The organism is Sphingomonas sabuli (assembly GCF_014352855.1).
Taxonomy (GTDB): Bacteria; Pseudomonadota; Alphaproteobacteria; order Sphingomonadales; family Sphingomonadaceae; genus Sphingomicrobium; species Sphingomicrobium sabuli.
Genome location: NZ_CP060697.1, coordinates 541,184 through 560,593, shown reverse-complemented (window position 1 = coordinate 560,593; position 19,410 = coordinate 541,184). Strand labels below are relative to the sequence as shown.

The following is a 19,410-nucleotide window of genomic DNA, read 5'->3' as shown; positions in this document are numbered from 1 at the left end:
AGGGAACGACCGACGTGAACCGACTTGCTCTATTATTCGCATTGCCGATCGTGCTTGGCACTTCGGCCTCCGCAGGCGCGGCACCGTCGCCCAAGGCCGCAAAGCAGCTTTCCCATGGCGCGGCCAATCGTGTCGCCAAGGCGAACCGTTCCGCGCTTCGCGAGCCGCAGGCCGCGGGATTCATCAATGCGGCCCAGATCTACCCGTGGACGGAGGGCGGCCTTTATCGGCTCTACACGGCCCCGGAACAGGTGAGCACCATCAGCCTTCAGACCGGCGAGCAGCTCGTGTCGGTCGCCGCCGGCGACACGGCGCGCTGGGTGATCGGGGACACGACCAGCGGAACGGGAGCGACCCGCCGGACGCACATCCTCGTCAAACCCTCGCAGCCTGGCCTTCGCACCAATCTCGTCGTCACCACCGACCGCCGGATCTATTTGGTGCTTGTTACCAGCAGTCGCGGTCCAGCCATGACCGCCATGTCATGGTCCTATCCGCAGGACGAGTTGCTCGCGCTGAAGGCCGCGGCGGCATCTCGCGACGCAGCGCTCCCGGTCGCCGGCGACATCGCCGTCGATCGGCTGAACTTCAACTATTCGATCGGCGGCGATCGGCCCTCATGGCGACCGGTGCGCGCATTTGACGACGGGACGCAGGTTTTCATCGAGTTTCCGCCAAACCTTGCGTCGGGCGAAGCGCCGCCGCTCTTCGCGATCGGCAGTGGTGGCAAGGCCGAGCTCGTCAATTACCGCGCACGCGGCCGCTATTATGTCGTCGATCGGCTGTTCGCCGAAGCCGAACTGCGGCTTGGAGAGAAAAAGCAGGCCGTTGTCCGCATTGTCCGGAAGCGCGGCCGATGAGCGCGCCGACCGAACCCGTTGCGGCCCCCAAGGAGGATCCCGAAACCTTGGTGCTGCGCGGTCGCCCGCGCCACGCGATCCGCTTCCGGAGAGGGGTTATCATCTCCGGCACGGCGGCCTTCGCCATCGCCTTGAGTGCGATCGCCTGGATGTCGCTGGCGCCACGTTCATTTCATTTTGCGGCTGGGGAAGAGGATGTTCGGCTGGGAACCACCCCGCCGCCCGACGCACTTGCCGGGGCGCCATCTTCCTATGGGGACGTGCCCAAGTTGGGACCGCCGCTTCCCGGCGACCTCGGACGGCCGATCCTCGAGCAACAGCGCGCCAATGGCGGCTTGGAGGCCACGCAATCTCATTCCTACGACGCGGCCGCCGCCGAACGCCAGCGGATGGCGGATGCCGAGCAGAGCGCTCGTCAATCGGCCGTGTTGGTCACCCTCGGAGGTCATTCCAGAAGCGGCGGCAGCCAGTCCGCGATCGAGCAGGGCGCAGGGGCTGGACCTGAAGCTGAGCGCAATGCTCCGCAAGAGGTTGCACCGTCGAGACTGGCCGATCCTACCGCTTTTCGAGAGGCGCCGACGGGCTATGTCGTCAGCGCGGGCAGCGTGATCCCGGCCAGCCTGATCACCGGCTTGAACTCAGATCTTCCCGGCATGGTCGTGGCACAGGTCACCGAGCCGGTGCGGGACAGTGCGACAGGACGCGTGGTCCTGATACCCCAGGGCGCGCGGCTGATTGGCCAGTATGATTCTTCAGTGAAGTTCGGCCAGAATCGCGCCTTTCTGTCATGGACCCGGCTGCTCTTTCCGGACGGCTCGTCGATCGATCTCAACAAGATGCCGGCCAGCGACGCGGGCGGTCGGTCCGGCGTTCGCGACGCGGTCGACGTGCATGGCTGGCAGCTCCTCAAAGGCGTCGTACTGTCGACCTTGCTCGGGCTGGGCCAGGCGATCGGGCCATCGGGGGAAGGGGAGATCGCCCGGGCTATTCGTCAGTCGGCCCAGCAGAGCGGGACCAAGGCCGGCGAGCAGCTGGTCACGCGCCAGCTCGATGTCCAGCCGACCATCACCGTCCGCCCGGGCTGGCCGGTGAGGGCGCTCGTCCATGAGGACCTCGTCCTGCCGCCGTGGGAAAATGAGCGGTGACGTCCATCAAGCTCCCGCGGATTCCGGACCGCAGCCCGGTCAAGATCGCCATTCATGTGCCGCCTGAACTGGCGCGCGCGCTCGATGACTATGCGGAATTTTACGCGCGCAGTTACGCGAGCACCGAGCCCGTGACCGAACTCATCCCGGCAATGCTCCAGGCATTCCTGGAAAGTGATCGGGCGTTCGTGAAGAGCCGTCGCGGCGCGGCATCCGGCGATTGAGCTGACGGCCGAACGTCAGCTGACTTTATTGATTGCCCGTTCGACGTCCGCGACCGTTTCAACGATCGCGTCGAATGCTGGCGCCGCTCCAAATATCATGTCGGCCATGGACGAATAGTCGCGCTTCAAGTCGTCGTACATGCTGCCTTCGGGCGTCAACGTGAAGGTTGGCGGGCGGGCGCTCCCCAGATCGAAGGCCGGACGGTTGAAGAACATTTGGGCATGCGCAACGCAGTCGGCACCCAGGGCTAAGTCCGTCATTGCCCGCTGGCCGATGTCTGACTGCATGAGCATATGGAGGTCATAATAATGGCGGGAGACCCGGTGCCCACCACCCCTTAGTTCTCCCTTATTTTCGAACCAGTGACGGATGCCGTGAAGGATGACGACCTTGTCCCAATAGGTACGTTCCGCGTCGACGACCGTGACGTTGGGAACGGTCAGGTCCAAGTCGGGTACGTCGTCATTGGAATAGGGGACAATCGGCCTGACGGCATGAGGGTCGAGTGCAGACTTGGCGCCTGACTCGATGAGGACGATCTTTTCGATATAGCGATCGGCTGGAGTGGCTGTCGGATAGTGAACCAGTAACGATTGGGCGTCTTTGGGATTCGGTTCGACTTTCAATCCGGTAACCTTGGTGCGGTCGCTCGTGCCTGCCGCTATTTGCGTCAGCTCCGGCAAGAGATCTCCGTTGATGTAAGCCTCACAGGCTTCTCGGATGTCGTCGAGCGTCGCGGCGCGCTTTTTGCCAGAGAGGGCGGCCAGTTCTTCCATCGAGTGACCTTGCCCGAGGTCATCGCGAAAGACCGTAACGTCAACGTCTTCGGAAAATCGCTGAATCAGGCCGAAGCCTTTGGACAGAGACGTTCCGCCTTTGAATAGCAGCCGCGGCCCATTGGTTCGTCCGTTGAACAAGGCATCCAAAGTCCAACAGACCCAAAAGTCTTTCTCGGTGTTTTGAGGAGTGGTTCCGAGCCGCTCTGCAGTCGTGGTGAAGAGGCCGGCACGCGTTTGCTGATCGGCGCCGATAATCTCGTCGTAGGCAGGATTCATGAGGAGGTGCGGCTTACAATTGGTTTAAGGAGGTCCTGCATCCACGCGGGCAGGGTCATCATTCCATCGGCCAGGTCAGCGATAATCTGATCGGCGTTCGGTGCGCGTTTCAGCAGCGCTCGAATCTGGGCGCTGAGTGTCGGGATGTCGGTTGCATCGCGAAGCCAGTGCAGGGCTTGGACCAGGCGCATGGCCGGCCGGCCGGCCCAGTAGAGCTTGCTCGCCGCCGTCGGTTTGAACGTGATCGACATGTTGCCGAGTTTGATGGGCTTTAGACGCGCGTCGGTATGGACCACGATCTTGGCCGGAACGGCGTTGGTAAGCCCTAGATCGTTGGCCGCTGTCATCCCGTCGACGAGGATGCGTATCTGGTTGCGACGTGCAACTGCATCGATGACGTCGCTTGGGTTGGGTGGATTGAGCTTTTTGGTTAGGTAGTTGAGTTGTGGCTTGTCGTAGAGGCCGTCGTCGATACGACGCAGGTCGCCGGCGGACGCGAGACGCTGGAGCATTTTTCGCACCGCGTCATAGCTTCCCAGATCGAGCAAATCGTTGACGGTCCATACCTTTGGAACACTGTCGCCGATAACTCTCGCGAGAATTTGGTCCTTTAGGTCGCTCATTTTCTTGTCCCAAAAATGCATACAAATTTGGGACACGTTTTTCCACCCATAATCTCCAATCCGAATTCCAAGACGGACGAGAGCCCCAAATTCCGCCTAAAAAAGTTTCGTGCGTCGGAGACGCCGTTTTGCGCTGGGCTTCGGCCACCCACAAACGAGCGCAAACATGCCGCAGGATCCGCCACTACCAGAACAGATTGGCTTGAAACCGCTAACACTCAAGGCAGCGGCGTCGCTCCTAGGTCTTCACCCCAATACCGTCCGCGATCAGGTCCGCCGCGGCATCATTCCCGGCGCAAAGATCGGCCGCAACTGGCGCTTCTTGGAGGCCGATCTTGTGGCCTGGATTCGCGCCGGATATCCTGAAGCCGCACGGATGCAGCTGAGTGCCCAATCGAAGGAGGCATTATGGCACTCTGGAAACGTGCAGGAATTTACTACGTCAAGCTCACAAGCCCGGACGGAACGCTCCTTAGACGCTCTACTGGAACGACCGACCGGAAAAAGGCCGAAGAATATCACGACAGACTGAAGGCCGAATTGTGGGACCTTGCCAGGCTGAAGCGGAAACCGCGGCGGACATGGGACGAAGCGGCGCTTCGGTGGCTGAAGGAAAAGGCACACAAGAAGTCCATTCGGGACGATGTGAGCCGGATCCGATGGTTCACCAAGCACCTCAGAGGCCGGTATCTTGACCAGGTAAGCAGGGACGGGATCGACCAGCTGATCTCTCGGAGCCTTGCCCGCAGAAGCGATCGCACCAAGGATCTCTATGTCGCGCTCATCCGCGCCATTTTCCGGAAAGCGATGCGCGAGTGGGAATGGATCGAGCGAATGCCGGCATTCCGGACTTATTCGAGAGCCAATGACGTCAGAGTGCGGTTTCTGACCAAGACCCAGGCCGAATTGCTCCTGAGCAAGTTGCCCGATCACCAGCGCGAGGTGGTGCTGTTTGCCCTGTTCACGGGCCTTAGGCAGCGCAACATCCTCGATCTGACCTGGGACAGGGTTGATCTCGATCGCAGGATTGCGACGATCGAGGGCGACAGGACGAAGAATGGCCAGGCGCTGGGCGTTCCGCTCAACGAGGTGGCGTGTGGGGTGCTTCGCCGGCAATTGGGCAAGCACAAGACCCATGTGTTCACTTATCGCGGGCGTCCGTTGCGAAACGCCAACAACCGGGCGTGGCGCAAGGCCTTGGAGGAATGCGGCATCGGCAATTTCCGGTGGCATGACCTGAGGCACACCTGGGCGACGTGGCTAAGGCAGAATGACGTGCCCACCTGGGTACTTCAGGAGCTGGGCGGCTGGAAAAGCGAGACGATGGTCAGGCGCTATGCCCATCTGTCGGTCGCGCACCTGCAGCCGTTCGCGGACCGGCTGGTCCCTACGGACACACCGCCTCCCGAGGCGGTCCCGAAGGACGATCCGGTCAGTCAAGGTCACAATATTGGTCACAGTCGAGGCCCCGCGAGGCTTCGGCTCGTGGTAAGTAACTAGCGTAACTGACTGAGAAGGAATGGTGGACGCACTAGGGCTCGAACCTAGGACCCGCTGATTAAGAGTCAGCTGCTCTACCAACTGAGCTATGCGTCCACATTCCTGAAAAGTCGCGGCTGCGTTTCAGCACGCGAGCGGCGCGCCTCTAGCATCGCGCCAGATGGGGTGCAACCGCTGCGTTTCAACCCGCCAGATTGCCCGACGACAGGCTGCTGCCCGTCCGCTGTTGCCGTTCCAGCGCCATCAGCAGGCCGATACAGATCATGACCGTCATTACTGCCGACCCGCCGTAGCTGACGAGCGGCAAGGGGACGCCGACCACTGGCGCCAGGCCCATCACCATCATCAGGTTGATGGCGACGTAGAAAAAGATCGTCGCCGACAGGCCGGCCGCGGCCAGTTGCGAAAAGCGGGTGCGGGCGCTGGCGCTGACCCGCATGCCCCAGCGGATGACGGCCGCGAAGGCCAAGATCAGGATCACGCCGCCAATGAAGCCCCATTCCTCGACCATCGCCGCGAAGACGAAGTCGGTATGGCCTTCGGGCAGATAATCGAGGTGACTTTGACTGCCCTGCAAATAGCCTTTGCCGAACAGCCCGCCGGACCCGATGGCGATCTTTGACTGAGTAATGTGATAGCCGGAACCGAGCGGATCGGCCTCCGGATTGAGGAAGATGTCGATCCGTCGCCGCTGATAGCCGTGTAGCATTGTATAAGCGATCGGAGCCGCCACCGCGACCGTCGCGATCGGCGCCGCGAACAACCACCATGGCAGGCCGGCGAGGAACATCACGGTGGCGCCGATCATCAATACCATCAGGGCCGTGCCCAGATCCGGTTGGGCGGCGATCAACAGAAACGGTACGCCGGCGAGCGCGGCCGCCGGCCAGATCGCCCGCCATTTGCGGATGTCGGACGGGGGTAGCAGTTCGTAGAAACGGGCCAGCACAAGCACGATGGTCGGCTTCATGAATTCGCTGGGCTGAAGGCGGATCGGGCCAAGGTCGAGCCACCGCTGTGCGCCTTTACCGACGAAGCCCAGCATCTCGACCGCGATGAGCAGCACCAGCACCACCCCGTAAATCGGGAAGGACAGCTGCTTGATGGTCGATTCCTTGACCCACGACATGGTGATGGCGAGCCCGAGGAAGCCGCAGAAGACGATGCCCTGTTTCAGCGCCCAGGGCGTCATCGATCCGCCCGCCGCCGAATAAAGCGTCAGCAGGCCGACAAGGCCAATCCCGCCGACCAGGAACAGCAGGCGCCAGGGAATTCGTGCCAGCGGCTGCGGCAGGAGCGCGGACGAGATCATGTCGCGCTCCTCGCGGCGGCCTTGAAGGCGGCGAGCTGGCGCGCGTTGCGCTCGGCAAGGCTGCCGCCCAAGGCCTGTTCGACCGGGGCCAGAGCGGCCCACGCCTTTTGCTGGTCGAACAGGTAGGTCATCGAATCCTTGACCACCGGCGCCGCGGTAGACGCGCCGAACCCGCCATGTTCGATAATGCAGCCGATCGCATATTTGGGTTTGTCGACCGGGGCGAAGGCGATGAACAAGGCGTGATCGCGCAGGGCCCAGTTCGACTGATGCCCGCGCTCGCCCAGCCGAAAGACCTGTGCCGTGCCGGTCTTGCCCGCCATCTGGATATTGTCGAACGGCAGTTTCGACCCGACACCGGTGCCGCTGCCGTTGACCACCGCGGCCATCGCCTTGCGGATGATGGCAAGATGTTCGGGATCGGCGCCGATCGACTTGATCGGCTTGCGCTCGCCTCCGAGCAACAGGCGCGGCTGGATCAGGTTTCCGGACGCCAGCCGCCCGGGCAGTACCGCCAGCTGCAGTGGGTTGATCAACACATAGCCCTGGCCGATTGACGTGTTGGCGGAATCGTACCCCTGCCATTCGCGATCGTATTTTTCACGCAGCCATACGGGGTTTGGCATGGTCCCGTACCGCTGGGAAGGGATGGGCAGATCGAATTCCTCGCCGTAGCCGAGGTAGTGGACCATCTCGGTCGTCTTCTGCGGGTCGGTCTTCAGGCCCATCGCCCAGAAATAGGTATTGCAGCTCTTTTCGACCGCCACATGCATGTCGACCGACCCGTGCACCGCGTCGCACCGGAAATAGCGGTTGCCGATGCGGATGCCGCCCGGACAATGGACCCGCTGCCCCGGATCGATGCCCTGTTGGAGGAAGGCCAGCGCCATCGCCGGCTTGATCGTCGATCCGGACGGGTAAAGGCCCTGCGCGACCTTGTTGAGCAAGGGCACATGGTCGTCCTCGGACAGCATCTTCCACTCGGTGCGCCCGATACCGCGGCTGAAGCTGTTGGGGTCGAACGCCGGCATGGATACGAAGGCGAGGATGTCGCCGCTTTCGACGTCGAGCGCGACGACCGCGCCGGAATGATCGCCCAAACGGCGCGCGACATATTCCTGCAACCCTGAGTCGATCGTCAGCTGGGCCGTCTTGCCGCTGCGGTCGGGCTTGGGGTCCAGTTCCTTGACCAGGCGGCCACCCGCGGTGACTTCGATCCGCTGTCCGCCCGGAACGCCGCGCAGGTGCGGCTCCAAAGTCTTTTCAAGACCTTGCTTGCCGATTTTGAATCCAGGGGTGAGGAACAGCGGGTCCTTCGTCTCCTCATAATCCTCGGCCGATGGCGTGCCGACATAGCCGACCAGATGCGCCACCGCCGGGCCGGCGGGGTAGAATCGGGAGAAGCCGCGCGTCGCCTGAACGCCCGGCAGTTCGGGCAGGCGCACGGTTACGGCGGCGTAATCGTCGTAGGACACGCTGTCGGCGACCGGCACCGGCTGGAACCCGCGGCCCTGCTTGAGCTCCTTCAAGATCCGGTCGAGCGTATCGGAATCGAGCCGCAACAGCTCTGACAGCAACTTCAGCGTCGCTTCCGGGTCCTTCAACTGCTGCGGGATAATGTCGACGCGAAAGTCGCTGCGGTTGATGGCGATCGGCTTGCCGCGGCGGTCGACCAGCCAGCCGCGCCGGGGCGGGACGACGATCAGCTGCACCCGATTGTTTTCGGACATCAGCTGGTATTTTTCGTTCTCTGCGACCGCGAGCCAGCCGAGCCGGCCGATCAGCAGCGAGCCGACCGCCGCCTGAGCACCGGTGACGAGCAGCGATCGCCGCGAAAAAGACAGCGACTGGTGGACGGACGTGAACCGCTGATGCTTCACGGGCTTCCAAGTCTCCACTGGTCCAATTTGGCCACCACCCACGCCGCGATGGGGAAGGCTGCGATCGAAATCAGGATCGGCGGCACCATCGAGGCGAAGGGAACGCCGCCGCGCATCCACGCGGCGACCTGCCATTCCGCACTTTCGTTGAACAGGATCAGAACGGCGGCCAGCGCCCATTCGACCCAATAGTCGCGCCAGATGGTACGGCGATCGAGCAGGTCGAGCGCCAGCATGGCCATCGTCCATACCGTGACCGAAAGGCCAATGGGCGCGCCGGTGACAAGGTCATTGAACAGGCCGAGCGGCGCGGCCCACCAGCTGGGCCAGACATCGTTGCGGTACAGCCGCCAGGCGATCAGCAGCAGGAAGCCGAAGCTTGGGAACCAGCCGGTCTGGGTGACGATCGGCAGGACCGCCAACAGGCTGGCGACAAGCACCGACACGGCCGGAAAATATTCGGCCAGCGGGATCGGGCCCTGGCCGATCCGCCGCCGCGAAGCGAGCGCCGAGCGCGGCATGTCAGTCGCTCTCGTCTTCGGAAGCTTGCCGGATCGCCATCGCCCTTGGCTCATACGCGCGCTGGACCAGCGCGACGCCGATCGTGGCCGGATCGGCTAACGGGCGGCCGATGGCGTTGTCGCCTTCGGTGCGCAGGACCTGCGCGATCGGTACCAGGGGCGGGTAGAGGCCGCCGGTGCCCGAAGTGATGATGAGATCGCCGCGCTTGAACGGGTTGCGGCCGACTTCGAGCGGCTTGAGGTCGATCGTCCCGTCGCCGCGCCCCTGCGCGATCACCGCCTGACCGGTCCGTAACAGGCGGGCGGGGACGATGCTGGACCGGTCGGAGATCAACAGGACGCGCGCCGCGTTGCTGCCGGTTTCAATCACTCTGCCGATCAGCCCCTGGGCAGCGCGGACCGGCATGCCCACTTCGATGCCGTCGCCCCGTCCGGCGGACAGGATCGCGAAGCGGCGCGGACTTTCGAAGGACGAGCCGACCAGGCGGCCCGTCGCGACCGCGTCCTCGCTCCGTTCGCGCAGTTGCAACGCAGCCTTCAGCTGGCGGTTTTCAAGCTGGATCGCGCGGGCAGCGGTCAGCTGGACGGCCATTGCGTCGCGCTGCTGCCGCAGGGCGGCGTTCTGGTTGGCGGCGTCCCAATAATCGCCGGCGCCGGACGCCAGGCCATCGGCCGTCGTTCCGACCTGGTCGAGCATGGTCGTGATCGGGGTCGTTGCGTCGAGCGCGACGCCCTTCAGATTATTGAACCTGGAGGGGGCAGCGATCGAGAAGGCGAGCAACATCAGACCGACGGCAACGCCGATAATCGCCGCAATGAAGCTGAAGAACAGCCCGTATTGCGCGCGTCTCGACCATCCGGGCCGTGGCGCCGCCATCGGCTAAACCGGCCTCAGGCCGTCTGGAGAACGCCGCGGAACTGCTCTTCCTCGAGCGCCCGGCCAGTTCCCAGCGCTACGCAGGTGAGCGGGTCTTCCGCGACGGTGACCGGCAGGCCGGTTTCGTCGCGCAGCACCTCGTCCAGCCCCTGCAGCAGCGCACCGCCGCCGGTCAGGACGATGCCCTGGTCGCAAATGTCCGCGGCCAGTTCCGGCGCGGTATTTTCAAGCGCGATGCGGACGCCCTCGACGATGGTGCCGACCGGTTCGGACAAAGCCTCCGCGATCTGGCCCTGGTTGATGCTGATTTCCTTGGGCACGCCATTGACGAGGTCGCGGCCCTTGATGTGGACCGTCTTGCCGATGCCGTCGGTGGGCGGCTTGGCAATGCCGACTTCCTTCTTGATCCGCTCGGCCGTGGCTTCGCCGATCAGCAGATTGTGATTGCGGCGGACGTAGGATGAGATGGCTTCGTCCATCTTGTCCCCGCCGACGCGCACCGAGGTGGTGTAGGCGAGGCCGCGAAGCGAGAGCACCGCAACTTCGGTCGTGCCGCCGCCGATGTCGACGACCATCGAGCCGATCGGTTCGGTCACCGGCATATCGGCGCCGATCGCGGCCGCCATCGGCTCTTCGATCAGGTAGACGGCCGAAGCGCCGGCATTGGACGCGGCGTCGCGGATCGCGCGGCGTTCGACGCTGGTCGAGCCCGACGGTACGCAAATGACGATTTCGGGGAAGCGCCAGGCGCGCATCTTGCCGCCATGCACCTTGTGAATGAAGTGCTTGATCATCTGTTCGGCGACATCGATGTCGGCGATGACCCCGTCGCGCAGCGGACGGATGGCCTCGATCTGGTCGGGCGTCTTGCCCATCATCAGCTTGGCGTCGTCGCCGACCGCCTTGACGCGCTTGACGCCGTTGACCGTCTCGATCGCCACCACCGACGGCTCGTTAAGGACGATCCCGCGTCCCCGGACGTAGACCAAGGTGTTGGCTGTCCCGAGGTCGATCGCCATGTCGTGGGACATCCATTTGAACCAGCGCGTCCAGAACATTCCTGACCAATCTCTCCGCTTGCCTGTGCCTGGTTTTTAACCCCCCGGCCGAAGGCTTGAAATTAAACGTTTCCCATTGAAGGCAAACTGAATTTTCCTGGGTCAAATCAGCGCTTCGCGGGACGGCTCGGATTGGGCTAGAGCTATTAACATGTCAATAAGGAGACTGCCTTCCCAGCTGGTCGACCGGATCGCGGCGGGCGAGGTCGTCGAACGCCCGGCCAGCGCCCTTAAGGAGCTGGTCGAAAACGCGCTGGATGCCGGGGCCAGCAGCGTCACGGTCAGACTGTCCGGGGGCGGTACCGGGCTGATCGAAGTGATCGACGACGGGTCGGGGATGAGCCCGGCGGACATGCGGCTCGCGCTGGAACGGCACGCGACGTCCAAGCTTCCGGACGACAATATCGACCGCGTCACCAGCTTCGGCTTTCGCGGCGAGGCGCTGCCGTCGATCGCCAGCGTGTCGCACTTTACGCTCGAGAGCAGGGTGCGCGGCGAGGACGGGTGGAAAGTCGTCGTCGACCATGGGAAGCCGGCGGGCGAGGGGCCCGCGGCGCTCCCGCCCGGAACCCGCGTGCGCGTCGAGCAATTGTTCGACAAGGTCCCGGCGCGGCGCAAGTTCATGCGCAGCCCGCGTGCCGAATACTCCGCCAGCCTGGACGCCGTGCGGCGGCTGGCGATGGCGCGGCCGGATGTCGCCTTCACGCTGGAACATGACGGCCGCGCCGTCTTTTCAGTGCAGCCGTCGGAAGCGCCGGTGCGGGTCGCGGCGTTGTTGACCGCGGAACTCGACCGGCACGGTGTCGGCATCGACAGCGTCCGCGACGGGTTGGGACTGAGCGGTGTGGTCAGCTTGCCGACCTTCAACCGCGGCGTCGCCGACCGCCAATATCTGTTCGTCAATTCGCGGCCGGTAAAGGACCGGCTTCTCGTCGGCGCCCTGCGCGGCGCCTATCGCGACATGATCGCGCGCGACCGCCATCCGATCGCGGCCTTGTTCCTGACCGTTCCGCTCGACGAGGTCGACGTCAACGTCCATCCGGCCAAGACCGAGGTTCGCTTTCGCGACCCCGCGGCCGTGCGCGGCCTGATCGTCAGCACGATTCGCCACGCGCTCGACGCCGAATCCCACCGCAGCGCCGCGCGCGAGCAGTCGGCTGCGCCGGTGATGTGGTCGAGCGACGTGTCGGAGCCGCCCGCATATGCGCCCCCGCCGATGCCGCCAGCGGGCGTGCGCGAGGAACGGGCGTTGTTCACCGGCATCCGCGTCGATCCCGCCGGTCGAGCGGAGCCCGCGCTGGCGCCGGTCGAGCCGGTTCGCTCGCATCCTCTCGGTGTCGCGCGCGGCCAGGTCGCCAGCACCTATATCGTCGCCGAGGCCGAAGATGGGCTGGTGATCGTCGACCAGCATGCGGCGCATGAGCGGCTGGTACTGGAGAGGCTGCGCGCCGCGCGATCAGGCGGCGTCGTGCCGCGCCAAGTGCTTCTGCTGCCCGAGGTGGTCGAGCTGGATGAGCCGGATTGCGACCGCCTGGAGGATGCGTCCGGCCAGCTTGGCGATCTTGGGCTGGAGCTGGAACGGTTCGGGCCGACCTCGATGCTGGTGCGCTCGGTTCCGTCCGCGCTGGGCCAGCCGGATATCCACAAATTGCTGGCCGACCTGGCCGGGGAAATCGCCGAATTGGGGTCGGCGATGTCGCTGCAGGAACGCCTCGACCATGTCGAAGCGACTATCGCGTGCCACGGGTCGGTCAGGGCGGGCAGGGTGCTGTCGGTGCATGAAATGAATGCGCTTCTGCGCGAAATGGAAGTCACGCCGCGTTCGGGGCAATGCAACCACGGCCGGCCGACGTGGGTGAAGCTTGCCCATGGCGACATCGAGAAGCTGTTTGGCCGCAAATAGGCAGTGTTTCCTTATGGTTCGTTGGGGAACCGATCCAAATCTCCGCTGTTTTCGCGGCAACAGGGGAGACGTGGCGACCGTGACGAGGTTTCTACTGATTGGACTATTGTGGGCCGCTCCGGCGGCCGCTCAGCAGCCGTTGGTGAAGGCGCCCGCGTCGGAGCCGGAACTAGACGTGCGCAAGTTCGCGGTGCCGGTTGCCGACTATCAGGCGCCCGACGGAACGTGGAAGCGCGGGCGGGGCATCATCATCGGCCGCAACGTGGCGCCCAACACCACCCTTGGCCTTGGCGTTTTTCGGATGAAGCCCAAGACGGAGGACGGCCCGAACACGCCGTTCGCCGGCAAGTCGAAGAAGGTGGCCGTCGGCCTGACGATGAACTTCTAGATCCACTCCTCGCGGCTATGGGACATTTTGACTTAATCTGATACGTTCGTCGCCTGGCAGGAGCAGGGCGATGGACGAGGAACAGACCGGCGGCGGCAATCGCGCTTATTACGCACAGCGCGCAGCAGAGGAGCAGCAGCTGGCCGCGGCAGCCGCCGATGCCGATGCCAAGGCGGTGCATGAAAAGATGCAGCTGATCTATCTTGAGCGCGCGTCTGTCGGAGACCGCGAAGCGCCCGTCGCCGACCAGGTCGGCTAGTCCGCCTTCAAATCCCGAATGCTGCGATACGCGGCCTCGATCGATTGTGCGCGCGCGTCGCTGCGCGCTTTGTCCAGCTGCGGATACCCCGCCTGCGCTTCCTCGCGCAGCGACGTTGCGAAGGCGCCTGACTTCACCGCGCCAAGAACCTCGCGCATGCGCTCGCGGATATCGGGCCGGATGATCTGCGGACCACCGCTGACGGCGCCGAGCTCGGCGGTATTGGAAATCACTTCGCGCATTCCGGCGATGCCGCGTGCGTCGATCAACTCGGCCAGCAGCTTCAGTTCGCCGACGCACTCGAGATAGGCGATCTCTGGCGTCACGCCGCCTTCGACCAGCGTTTCGAAGCCGGCGCGCAGCAGCTCAGGCACGCCGCCCCACACCACCGCATTCTCGTTGAACAGGTCGGCGACCGCTTCTTCCTCGAAGGACGACGCGATCAGCCCTGCACGGGCGCAGCCGATGGCGCGGCCGTAAGCCAGAGCGATGCCGCGTGCATTGCCTGTGGCATCCTGCGCCACCGCCCATAAGGCGATCATTCCCTTGCCCTCGGTGTAGAGCGAGCGCAGCGCGGTGCCCGGCCCCTTTGGCGCGATCATATAGACGTCGAGGTCTGGACGCGGCGCAAGGTAGCCGAAGTGAACGGCGAGGCCGTGGCTGAAGCCGAGCGCCGCGCCTTCACGAAGATTGGGCTCGATCTCGCGGTACAGGTCGCCGAGGATCTCGTCCGGAGCGAGCAGCATGACGATATCCGCCGATCCCACCGCATCTTCGAGCAGCGCGACTTTCAGCCCCGCCGACTGCGCTTCGATTGCGCTGCCCGAGGCGCCGCGCAAGCCGACCACCACTTCCACGCCGCTGTCTTTGAGATTGAGCGCCTGCGCCCGGCCTTGGTTGCCATAGCCGACGATGGCCACTCGCCTGCCGTCTAGCGGCGCGGAATCGATTTCGGTTTCACGGGTCAAATTCATGGTCGCCGCCTACGCCGTCGCTTCCAGCAGCGCCAGCGCATCGGTTGTCGCCGCGTCATCGTCGAGTGCACGGGTGAAGCGCGGCCACCCCGCCGGCGGCTGGTGGGCGAACCAGGTATATTGCCGCTTGGCGTAATTGCGCGTGGCCTGGCAGCCGCGGATGAGCATCGCGTCGCGGTCGCTCTCCCCCGCGAGAAAAGCCGCAATCTCGCGCACCCCGATCGCTCGCATGACGGGGAGGGCGGGGTTGAGCCCGCGCGCCAGCAGCGTTCGGACTTCCTCCACGGCGCCGTCCTCCACCATGTTTGCAAAGCGCCGGTCGCAGCGGCAGTACAGCCAATCGCGCGGCGGAAGCAGCACGATGGGGCTGAGCGCGATACTGTCGCCTATGCCGCCCTCGCGATTTGCCTGCCATGCGGTCAGCGGCTTGCCGGTGGACAGCACTACTTCCAGCGCGCGGGCGATCCGTGTCGTGTCGCCGGCGTGAAGCCTCGCCGCGGCGGCGGGATCGGCCTGCTCGAGCTGCCGGCGATTTTTCTCCACGCTGGCGTCGCGGACCCGGTGACGAACCTCCGCGTCAATCTCCGGCACCGGCGCGATGCCGTCGAGCAAGGTGCGCAGGTAAAGGCCTGTCCCGCCGACAAGGATCGGCAGCGTGCCCGCCGCGTGCGCGTCGGCAATCTCGGCCCGCGCGAGCGTCGCCCACGCGGCCGCGGAACAGGGTTCGGCGCCGTCGCGTACCCCGTATAGACGGTGGTCCGCCCGCGCACGATCGCGAGCGGAAGGCGCCGCGCTGAGGATAGGCAAGTCGCGGTACAGCTGCGCGCTGTCGGCATTGATTATGACGCCACCCATCGTTTCGGCCAGCGCCAGTGCAAGTGCCGACTTGCCGCTGGCCGTCGGCCCCGCGATTAAGGCGACAGGAGGCAGGGAAGACGAACGGATGCTCATTGCGACGGTGATAGCAAAGGGACGGCTGGATGACAGGCTGGTCGACCGGGCGCTCGGCGCCTTGCGCGAGGTCGATCCGCGCGCTTCGTTTGGTGCATGGATCGACGAAGGCGACGCCGCCGACCTGCATTTTTCCGGCGACGCCCGCGCCGCAAGATGGGCGCTGGAGGACCTTCCCGAGGTCGACGTCGTCGTTCAGCAAGCGGAGCCGCGCTTTCGCAAATTGCTGGTCGCCGACATGGATTCGACCATCATCGGGCAGGAATGCATCGACGAGTTGGCCGACTTCGCGGGCCTCAAGCGTGAGGTCGCGGAGATCACCGAGCGGGCGATGCAGGGCAAGCTCGACTTCAAGGCCGCGCTGCGCGAGCGCGTGGCGATGCTTTCGGGGCTGGAAGAAGACGCTATCGCCCGCTGCCTGGCCGAGCGCGTCGTGCCCAATCCCGGCGCTGCGACCCTTGTGCGGACGATGCGGATCGGCGGCGCCAGCGCACTGCTGATTTCCGGCGGCTTCCTGTCGTTCGCCGAACCGGTGGCAAGCATGATCGGCTTCGACCGGGTCCGCGCCAACACATTATTATTCGACGGTACGCAATTGAGCGGGAAGGTCGCCGATCCGATCGTCGACGCGCAGGCCAAGGTGGACGGCTTGCGCCAGGCACGCGCGGAGCTGGGGCTGGCGGATGACGCGGTGCTGGCGATCGGCGACGGCGCCAACGACCGCTTGATGATCGAGGAAGCGGGGCTGGGCGTGGCTTATCGCGCCAAGCCGGCGCTGGTCGAAGCCGCCGACGCCCAGATCCGCCACCACGGCCTCGACGCCCTCTTGTGGGCACAGGGCATCAGGAAGACGGAATGGGTGGCGCGCTGATCCGGCGGAAGATTGGAGTAGGAGGCCTACATCAATGCTTGGAGGCGAAGTCGTGCGTGATAGTCACGGCGACCTTCTTGCAACCGGACTGATGAAAGGGCGCTCCGTCTGTTTTCCAGAAGCCAGCTTCGGCGTAAGTGGCCTCGACTATCAACGCGTGATTTGACGCCCATTTCACACGGGCCGGAGTATCTCCGTAGTGTGACGCGGCGGCGCATCCGAGTACATACCAGTTTGGCGACCATCTAGGCCGAACCGTCACGACAATTGATGGCGCGCCGCCGACTACCAGTCGTTCGACCTGTGCCACGCGCGCCCCGTCCGGTGACAAAGTTCGGGCGATGGTGTTCCGTTCGGTGTCGAGGAAGACCGCTGCCCCCATTGCCCATACGGGAAACGTAACCACCAATGCAGCGGCAGCTACGAAAGCGGCGCACCACATTAGCAACTTTGAGCGAACCAGGAGTTTCAGAATAGGCCGCCTCGATCTCTGCAAGGTGCCAAAGGCGGACGCTATTTACCCTCGACTGGAAAGCAGGCTTGGCCGCGCGCCGACAGGGTGGCGCAAGCGGACGTCGCCGCGGCTTTTGACGGATAGCCGCCGACCTGTAGCCGGGTGACAGCGCCGACCGCGACATAGGTCGCCGGATGCCCGGCGACGGGGGCTGAGCCTGACAGTTTCTTGTAAAGTGCTTCGGCGGAGTTGCGCTTGGAGAACGCGCCGAGCTGGATTCGCCATTTGCCGTTCGCGCTTGCTGCCGGGGCGGGTTCGGCCCTGGCCGCCGTCTTTTCCGCTGCCGGCCTGGCGCCCACCTTGATCGGGGGCTTCGCGCTGGGAGCGGGGGCGGCCTTGGCTTTCGACTGCGCCAATGCCACGCCTTTCTTGCGCAGGTCGATCGGCAGGACCGCGTCCATTTCCGCAAGCGTGGTCTTGGCCGGGCCCAAACCCTGCGCTGCGGCGCGGCTGACATAAGCATAGGCCGTAATCGGGTCGCGCGCGCCCGCGTCGCCGTTGAACAACGCGGTGCCGTAGACCAGCATCGCCCGCGCTTCGCCGCGTTCCGCTGCCTGCTTTAGCCAGCGCATGGCCGCATCGCGGTCGCCGCCGTCGAATTGCAACAGGCCGAGCGTCGTCTGGGCATCGAGATGTCCCGCCTTGGCCGCCTTTTCGAGCCAGCGGGTGGCGGCGGACAGGTCGATCTTCACGCCGCGGCCAAGACGATAGGCCTGGCCAAGATTGAAGGCCGCGTCGGCATCGCCTTTTTCCGCCAACGGGGTCCAGATGGCGACCGCCTGGGCATAGTCGGATTTCTGCCAGGCGCTGATTCCGTCCTTTACCGTGCGCGGCGCGAGTGCGGGGGCAGGGGCGGCAACGACACAGGCCGCGGCTGCTAACAAGTTGAAAGAGTTGAACTTCATGACCACCCGACCTCCGCCGGTTAAATTAGCGCAGTTCGCGCCGGCGGCAACAGCGTCTTGATTGCATTAACCAGATTTTAGAGCCTTCGGTGTCACTCCGGCCCTCGATCGATCGAATATTAGGGGCAGGGGAAAACATGCGCGTTCTCGCTATGGCATCGCAGAAGGGCGGATCGGGAAAGACTACGCTTTCCGGTCACCTCGCGGTGCAAGCTCAGCTTGCGGGCGCTGGTCCCGTCTGTCTGATCGATATCGACCCGCAGGGCAGCCTGGCCGACTGGTGGAACGAACGCGAAGCGGAAATGCCCGCCTTCGCCCAGACCACCGTCGCCCGTCTTGCATCGGATCTTGAAGTTCTTCGGCAGCAGGGCTTCCGCCTTGCGGTCATCGATACGCCGCCGGCCATCACCATGGCGATTCAGAGCGTGATCGCGGTCGCTGAGCTGATCGTCATTCCGACCCGCCCGAGCCCGCACGACTTGCGCGCCGTCGGCGCCACGGTCGACTTGTGCGACCGCGCCGGCAAGCCGCTGATCTTCGTCGTCAACGCGGCGACGCCAAAGGCGAAAATTACCTACGAAGCCGCGGTCGCGCTGTCGCAGCATGGCACGGTTGCTCCGGTCACCGTCCACCACCGCACCGACTTCGCGGCGTCCATGATCGACGGCCGCACGGTGATGGAAGTGGATCCCAACGGCCGCTCCGCCAAGGAAGTGGTCGAGCTTTGGGATTACATCTCCGACCGCCTCGAGAAGAATTTCCGCCGCACCGTATTCGCGGCCCCGAACGCCGCGCCGGGTATCGGTTCGGCCAGTCCGCGTCCCGTCGGCGGTTTCGGCCGCCGCGTCGTGGGTCAGTAAGCGGGGGTGGGCGTGAACAGCGAACCCAAGCCTTTTGCTTCCTTGTCCTCGGGCCTGCTCGCGCGGAAGGGCGCGGCACGTCCGGCCATGCGGCCGCAGGGCTTCGGCCAGGTCGGCGCGGGTCTTGAAGACCTTGGCTGGAACGACATGGGCTTCGAACCGCCCAAGCCGGCCGACCCGGTGGAACGCGACGTCGATCAGGACGCGTTCGGGGAAGTCGTTCCGGCGCATCCGCACAATCTCGCTGGCCTGACCCCGGTGCAATCGCCGGTTCACGACCAGCAGGCCGAGATCGCCGGACGCCTGTCGACCTATTCGCCTGACGATGCGGGCGAGGAAGATCTCGACGAGACCGCCGAACTCTACGATCCCGACGCGGAAGAGGCCGAGGCCGAGGCCGAGGAAGTGGTCGAAGCATTCGAGCCGGTCGAGGAAGCGCCGGCGCCGCTGGTCCTGGCGAAGAAGCCGGAGCCTGTCACCGTCGTTCGGACGGCGCCCGCTCCGGCGCCTGCGCCGCGGCGCGCGCCGAAGGTCCGCTCCGCTCCGGGTGCCAAGGGGAAGGCCGCCTTCACGCTGCGCCTCGACCGCGAACGGCATCTCAAGCTTCGCATGGCCTGCGCGCTCGACGGGCGCTCGGCCCAGCAATTCGTCACGCAGGCTCTCGACAGCCTGCTCGAGTCCATGCCGGAACTCGACGCCATGGTCGCGAAGGCCAATCGCAAGGGGTAA

20 protein-coding genes, 1 tRNA gene and 1 pseudogene are annotated in these 19,410 nt (G+C 64.7%); 11 read left to right on the top strand and 11 right to left on the bottom strand.

What is annotated here, in order from left to right; genetic code table 11:
* Nucleotides 1–14: 14 nt before the first annotated feature.
* From trbG to H8M03_RS02840, 3 genes are read left to right on the top strand one after another with little or no spacing between them, the layout of a single operon-like run.
* Nucleotides 15–860 (top strand): P-type conjugative transfer protein TrbG, encoded by an 846-nt coding sequence (gene trbG / locus H8M03_RS02850; RefSeq protein WP_246449020.1) that lies wholly within the window; start codon nucleotides 15–17, stop codon nucleotides 858–860.
* Nucleotides 857–2,005, top strand: a complete 1,149-nt coding sequence (locus H8M03_RS02845) for a TraB/TrbI/VirB10 family type IV secretion system protein (RefSeq protein ID WP_187480254.1) — start codon at nucleotides 857–859, stop codon at nucleotides 2,003–2,005. Before trbG ends, H8M03_RS02845 begins: the two co-directional genes overlap by 4 nt.
* Nucleotides 2,002–2,229, top strand: coding sequence for a DUF2274 domain-containing protein (locus tag H8M03_RS02840; protein ID WP_187480253.1), 228 nt, complete (start codon nucleotides 2,002–2,004; stop codon nucleotides 2,227–2,229). Before H8M03_RS02845 ends, H8M03_RS02840 begins: the two co-directional genes overlap by 4 nt.
* A gap of 15 nt (nucleotides 2,230–2,244) precedes the next feature.
* Here the strand turns inward: H8M03_RS02840 and H8M03_RS02835 are convergent, their stop codons facing one another.
* Both H8M03_RS02835 and H8M03_RS02830 read right to left on the bottom strand, forming a co-directional pair.
* On the bottom strand, nucleotides 2,245–3,285 hold the full coding sequence (locus H8M03_RS02835) for a nucleotidyl transferase AbiEii/AbiGii toxin family protein (protein ID WP_187480252.1): 1,041 nt from the start codon (nucleotides 3,283–3,285) through the stop codon (nucleotides 2,245–2,247).
* Nucleotides 3,282–3,908 (bottom strand): DUF6088 family protein, encoded by a 627-nt coding sequence (locus tag H8M03_RS02830; RefSeq protein ID WP_187480251.1) that lies wholly within the window; start codon nucleotides 3,906–3,908, stop codon nucleotides 3,282–3,284. The genes H8M03_RS02835 and H8M03_RS02830 overlap by 4 nt, the downstream gene beginning before the upstream one ends.
* 166 nt (nucleotides 3,909–4,074) lie before the next feature.
* Between H8M03_RS02830 and H8M03_RS12970 the strand changes: the two are divergent.
* Both H8M03_RS12970 and H8M03_RS02820 read left to right on the top strand, forming a co-directional pair.
* Nucleotides 4,075–4,203: pseudogene (locus tag H8M03_RS12970) on the top strand (helix-turn-helix domain-containing protein); the annotation flags it as partial.
* Nucleotides 4,204–4,316: 113 nt separating this feature from the next.
* Entirely contained in the window at nucleotides 4,317–5,408 is a 1,092-nt protein-coding gene (locus H8M03_RS02820; protein ID WP_246449016.1) for a tyrosine-type recombinase/integrase, read from the top strand.
* 20 nt (nucleotides 5,409–5,428) lie between these two features.
* Here the strand turns inward: H8M03_RS02820 and H8M03_RS02815 are convergent.
* From H8M03_RS02815 to H8M03_RS02790, 6 genes are all read right to left on the bottom strand, one after another.
* Nucleotides 5,429–5,504, bottom strand: a tRNA-Lys gene (locus H8M03_RS02815).
* Nucleotides 5,505–5,589: 85 nt separating this feature from the next.
* Nucleotides 5,590–6,720, bottom strand: a complete 1,131-nt coding sequence (gene rodA, locus H8M03_RS02810) for a rod shape-determining protein RodA (RefSeq protein WP_187480248.1) — start codon at nucleotides 6,718–6,720, stop codon at nucleotides 5,590–5,592.
* Nucleotides 6,717–8,600, bottom strand: coding sequence for a penicillin-binding protein 2 (gene mrdA, locus H8M03_RS02805; RefSeq protein WP_187480247.1), 1,884 nt, complete (start codon nucleotides 8,598–8,600; stop codon nucleotides 6,717–6,719). Before mrdA ends, rodA begins: the two co-directional genes overlap by 4 nt.
* A complete protein-coding gene (locus H8M03_RS02800; RefSeq protein WP_187480246.1) occupies nucleotides 8,597–9,121 on the bottom strand; it encodes a rod shape-determining protein MreD in 525 nt (174 codons plus the stop codon). The genes mrdA and H8M03_RS02800 overlap by 4 nt, the downstream gene beginning before the upstream one ends.
* Nucleotide 9,122: 1 nt before the next feature.
* Nucleotides 9,123–9,998 carry a rod shape-determining protein MreC gene (locus H8M03_RS02795; protein ID WP_187480245.1) on the bottom strand — a complete coding sequence of 292 codons (876 nt, stop codon included), beginning with the start codon at nucleotides 9,996–9,998 and terminating at the stop codon, nucleotides 9,123–9,125.
* 14 nt (nucleotides 9,999–10,012) lie between these two features.
* Nucleotides 10,013–11,056 carry a rod shape-determining protein gene (locus H8M03_RS02790; RefSeq protein WP_187480244.1) on the bottom strand — a complete coding sequence of 348 codons (1,044 nt, stop codon included), beginning with the start codon at nucleotides 11,054–11,056 and terminating at the stop codon, nucleotides 10,013–10,015.
* Between the two features lie 151 nt (nucleotides 11,057–11,207).
* Here H8M03_RS02790 and mutL point away from each other — a divergent pair, with 151 nt between their 5' ends.
* The 3 genes from mutL (at nucleotide 11,208) to H8M03_RS02775 (ending at nucleotide 13,606) form a co-directional block, all read left to right on the top strand.
* The gene (mutL, locus tag H8M03_RS02785) at nucleotides 11,208–12,959 is read left to right on the top strand and encodes a DNA mismatch repair endonuclease MutL (RefSeq protein ID WP_187480243.1); all 1,752 of its coding nucleotides are present in this window, start codon (nucleotides 11,208–11,210) and stop codon (nucleotides 12,957–12,959) included.
* Nucleotides 12,960–13,101: 142 nt separating this feature from the next.
* The gene (locus H8M03_RS02780) at nucleotides 13,102–13,347 is read left to right on the top strand and encodes a hypothetical protein (protein ID WP_187480242.1); all 246 of its coding nucleotides are present in this window, start codon (nucleotides 13,102–13,104) and stop codon (nucleotides 13,345–13,347) included.
* A 70-nt stretch (nucleotides 13,348–13,417) separates the two neighbouring features.
* Complete coding sequence (locus tag H8M03_RS02775) at nucleotides 13,418–13,606, top strand: hypothetical protein (protein ID WP_187480241.1); 189 nt, start codon at nucleotides 13,418–13,420, stop codon at nucleotides 13,604–13,606.
* On the opposite strand, the gene ilvC is transcribed toward H8M03_RS02775, so the two are convergent.
* Together ilvC and miaA are read right to left on the bottom strand one after the other, a co-directional pair.
* A complete protein-coding gene (gene ilvC, locus H8M03_RS02770) occupies nucleotides 13,603–14,580 on the bottom strand; it encodes a ketol-acid reductoisomerase (RefSeq protein ID WP_187480240.1) in 978 nt (325 codons plus the stop codon). The genes H8M03_RS02775 and ilvC overlap by 4 nt on opposite strands.
* A 9-nt stretch (nucleotides 14,581–14,589) precedes the next feature.
* Nucleotides 14,590–15,531: a tRNA (adenosine(37)-N6)-dimethylallyltransferase MiaA gene (gene miaA, locus H8M03_RS02765; protein ID WP_187480239.1), complete on the bottom strand. Its 942-nt coding sequence runs from the start codon at nucleotides 15,529–15,531 to the stop codon at nucleotides 14,590–14,592.
* On the opposite strand from miaA, the gene serB reads away from it, so the two are divergent.
* Nucleotides 15,524–16,402, top strand: coding sequence for a phosphoserine phosphatase SerB (gene serB, locus H8M03_RS02760; protein ID WP_187480238.1), 879 nt, complete (start codon nucleotides 15,524–15,526; stop codon nucleotides 16,400–16,402). The genes miaA and serB overlap by 8 nt on opposite strands.
* Nucleotides 16,403–16,915: 513 nt before the next feature.
* Here serB and H8M03_RS02755 read toward each other — a convergent pair.
* Nucleotides 16,916–17,821, bottom strand: a complete 906-nt coding sequence (locus tag H8M03_RS02755) for an SPOR domain-containing protein (RefSeq protein ID WP_187480237.1) — start codon at nucleotides 17,819–17,821, stop codon at nucleotides 16,916–16,918.
* A 137-nt stretch (nucleotides 17,822–17,958) separates the two neighbouring features.
* On the opposite strand from H8M03_RS02755, the gene H8M03_RS02750 reads away from it, so the two are divergent.
* On the top strand, nucleotides 17,959–18,681 hold the full coding sequence (locus tag H8M03_RS02750) for a ParA family protein (RefSeq protein ID WP_187480236.1): 723 nt from the start codon (nucleotides 17,959–17,961) through the stop codon (nucleotides 18,679–18,681).
* Nucleotides 18,682–18,693: 12 nt separating this feature from the next.
* Nucleotides 18,694–19,410: a hypothetical protein gene (locus H8M03_RS02745; protein ID WP_187480235.1), complete on the top strand. Its 717-nt coding sequence runs from the start codon at nucleotides 18,694–18,696 to the stop codon at nucleotides 19,408–19,410.

Bases quoted from the DNA above. Each gene is read 5' to 3' on its own strand.
- H8M03_RS02830 (WP_187480251.1), bottom strand. From the start codon at position 3,908: ATGAGCGACCTAAAGGACCAAATTCTCGCGAGAGTTATCGGCGACAGT.
- H8M03_RS02800 (WP_187480246.1), bottom strand. From the start codon at position 9,121: ATGCCGCGCTCGGCGCTCGCTTCGCGGCGGCGGATCGGCCAGGGCCCG.
- mutL (WP_187480243.1), top strand. From the start codon at position 11,208: ATGTCAATAAGGAGACTGCCTTCCCAGCTGGTCGACCGGATCGCGGCG.
- serB (WP_187480238.1), top strand. From the start codon at position 15,524: ATGCTCATTGCGACGGTGATAGCAAAGGGACGGCTGGATGACAGGCTG.
- H8M03_RS02790 (WP_187480244.1), bottom strand. From the start codon at position 11,056: ATGTTCTGGACGCGCTGGTTCAAATGGATGTCCCACGACATGGCGATC.
- miaA (WP_187480239.1), bottom strand. From the start codon at position 15,531: ATGAGCATCCGTTCGTCTTCCCTGCCTCCTGTCGCCTTAATCGCGGGG.
- H8M03_RS02795 (WP_187480245.1), bottom strand. From the start codon at position 9,998: ATGGCGGCGCCACGGCCCGGATGGTCGAGACGCGCGCAATACGGGCTG.
- H8M03_RS02755 (WP_187480237.1), bottom strand. From the start codon at position 17,821: ATGAAGTTCAACTCTTTCAACTTGTTAGCAGCCGCGGCCTGTGTCGTT.
- rodA (WP_187480248.1), bottom strand. From the start codon at position 6,720: ATGATCTCGTCCGCGCTCCTGCCGCAGCCGCTGGCACGAATTCCCTGG.
- H8M03_RS02835 (WP_187480252.1), bottom strand. From the start codon at position 3,285: ATGAATCCTGCCTACGACGAGATTATCGGCGCCGATCAGCAAACGCGT.
- H8M03_RS02775 (WP_187480241.1), top strand. From the start codon at position 13,418: ATGGACGAGGAACAGACCGGCGGCGGCAATCGCGCTTATTACGCACAG.
- H8M03_RS02750 (WP_187480236.1), top strand. From the start codon at position 17,959: ATGCGCGTTCTCGCTATGGCATCGCAGAAGGGCGGATCGGGAAAGACT.
- ilvC (WP_187480240.1), bottom strand. From the start codon at position 14,580: ATGAATTTGACCCGTGAAACCGAAATCGATTCCGCGCCGCTAGACGGC.
- H8M03_RS02845 (WP_187480254.1), top strand. From the start codon at position 857: ATGAGCGCGCCGACCGAACCCGTTGCGGCCCCCAAGGAGGATCCCGAA.
- H8M03_RS02820 (WP_246449016.1), top strand. From the start codon at position 4,317: ATGGCACTCTGGAAACGTGCAGGAATTTACTACGTCAAGCTCACAAGC.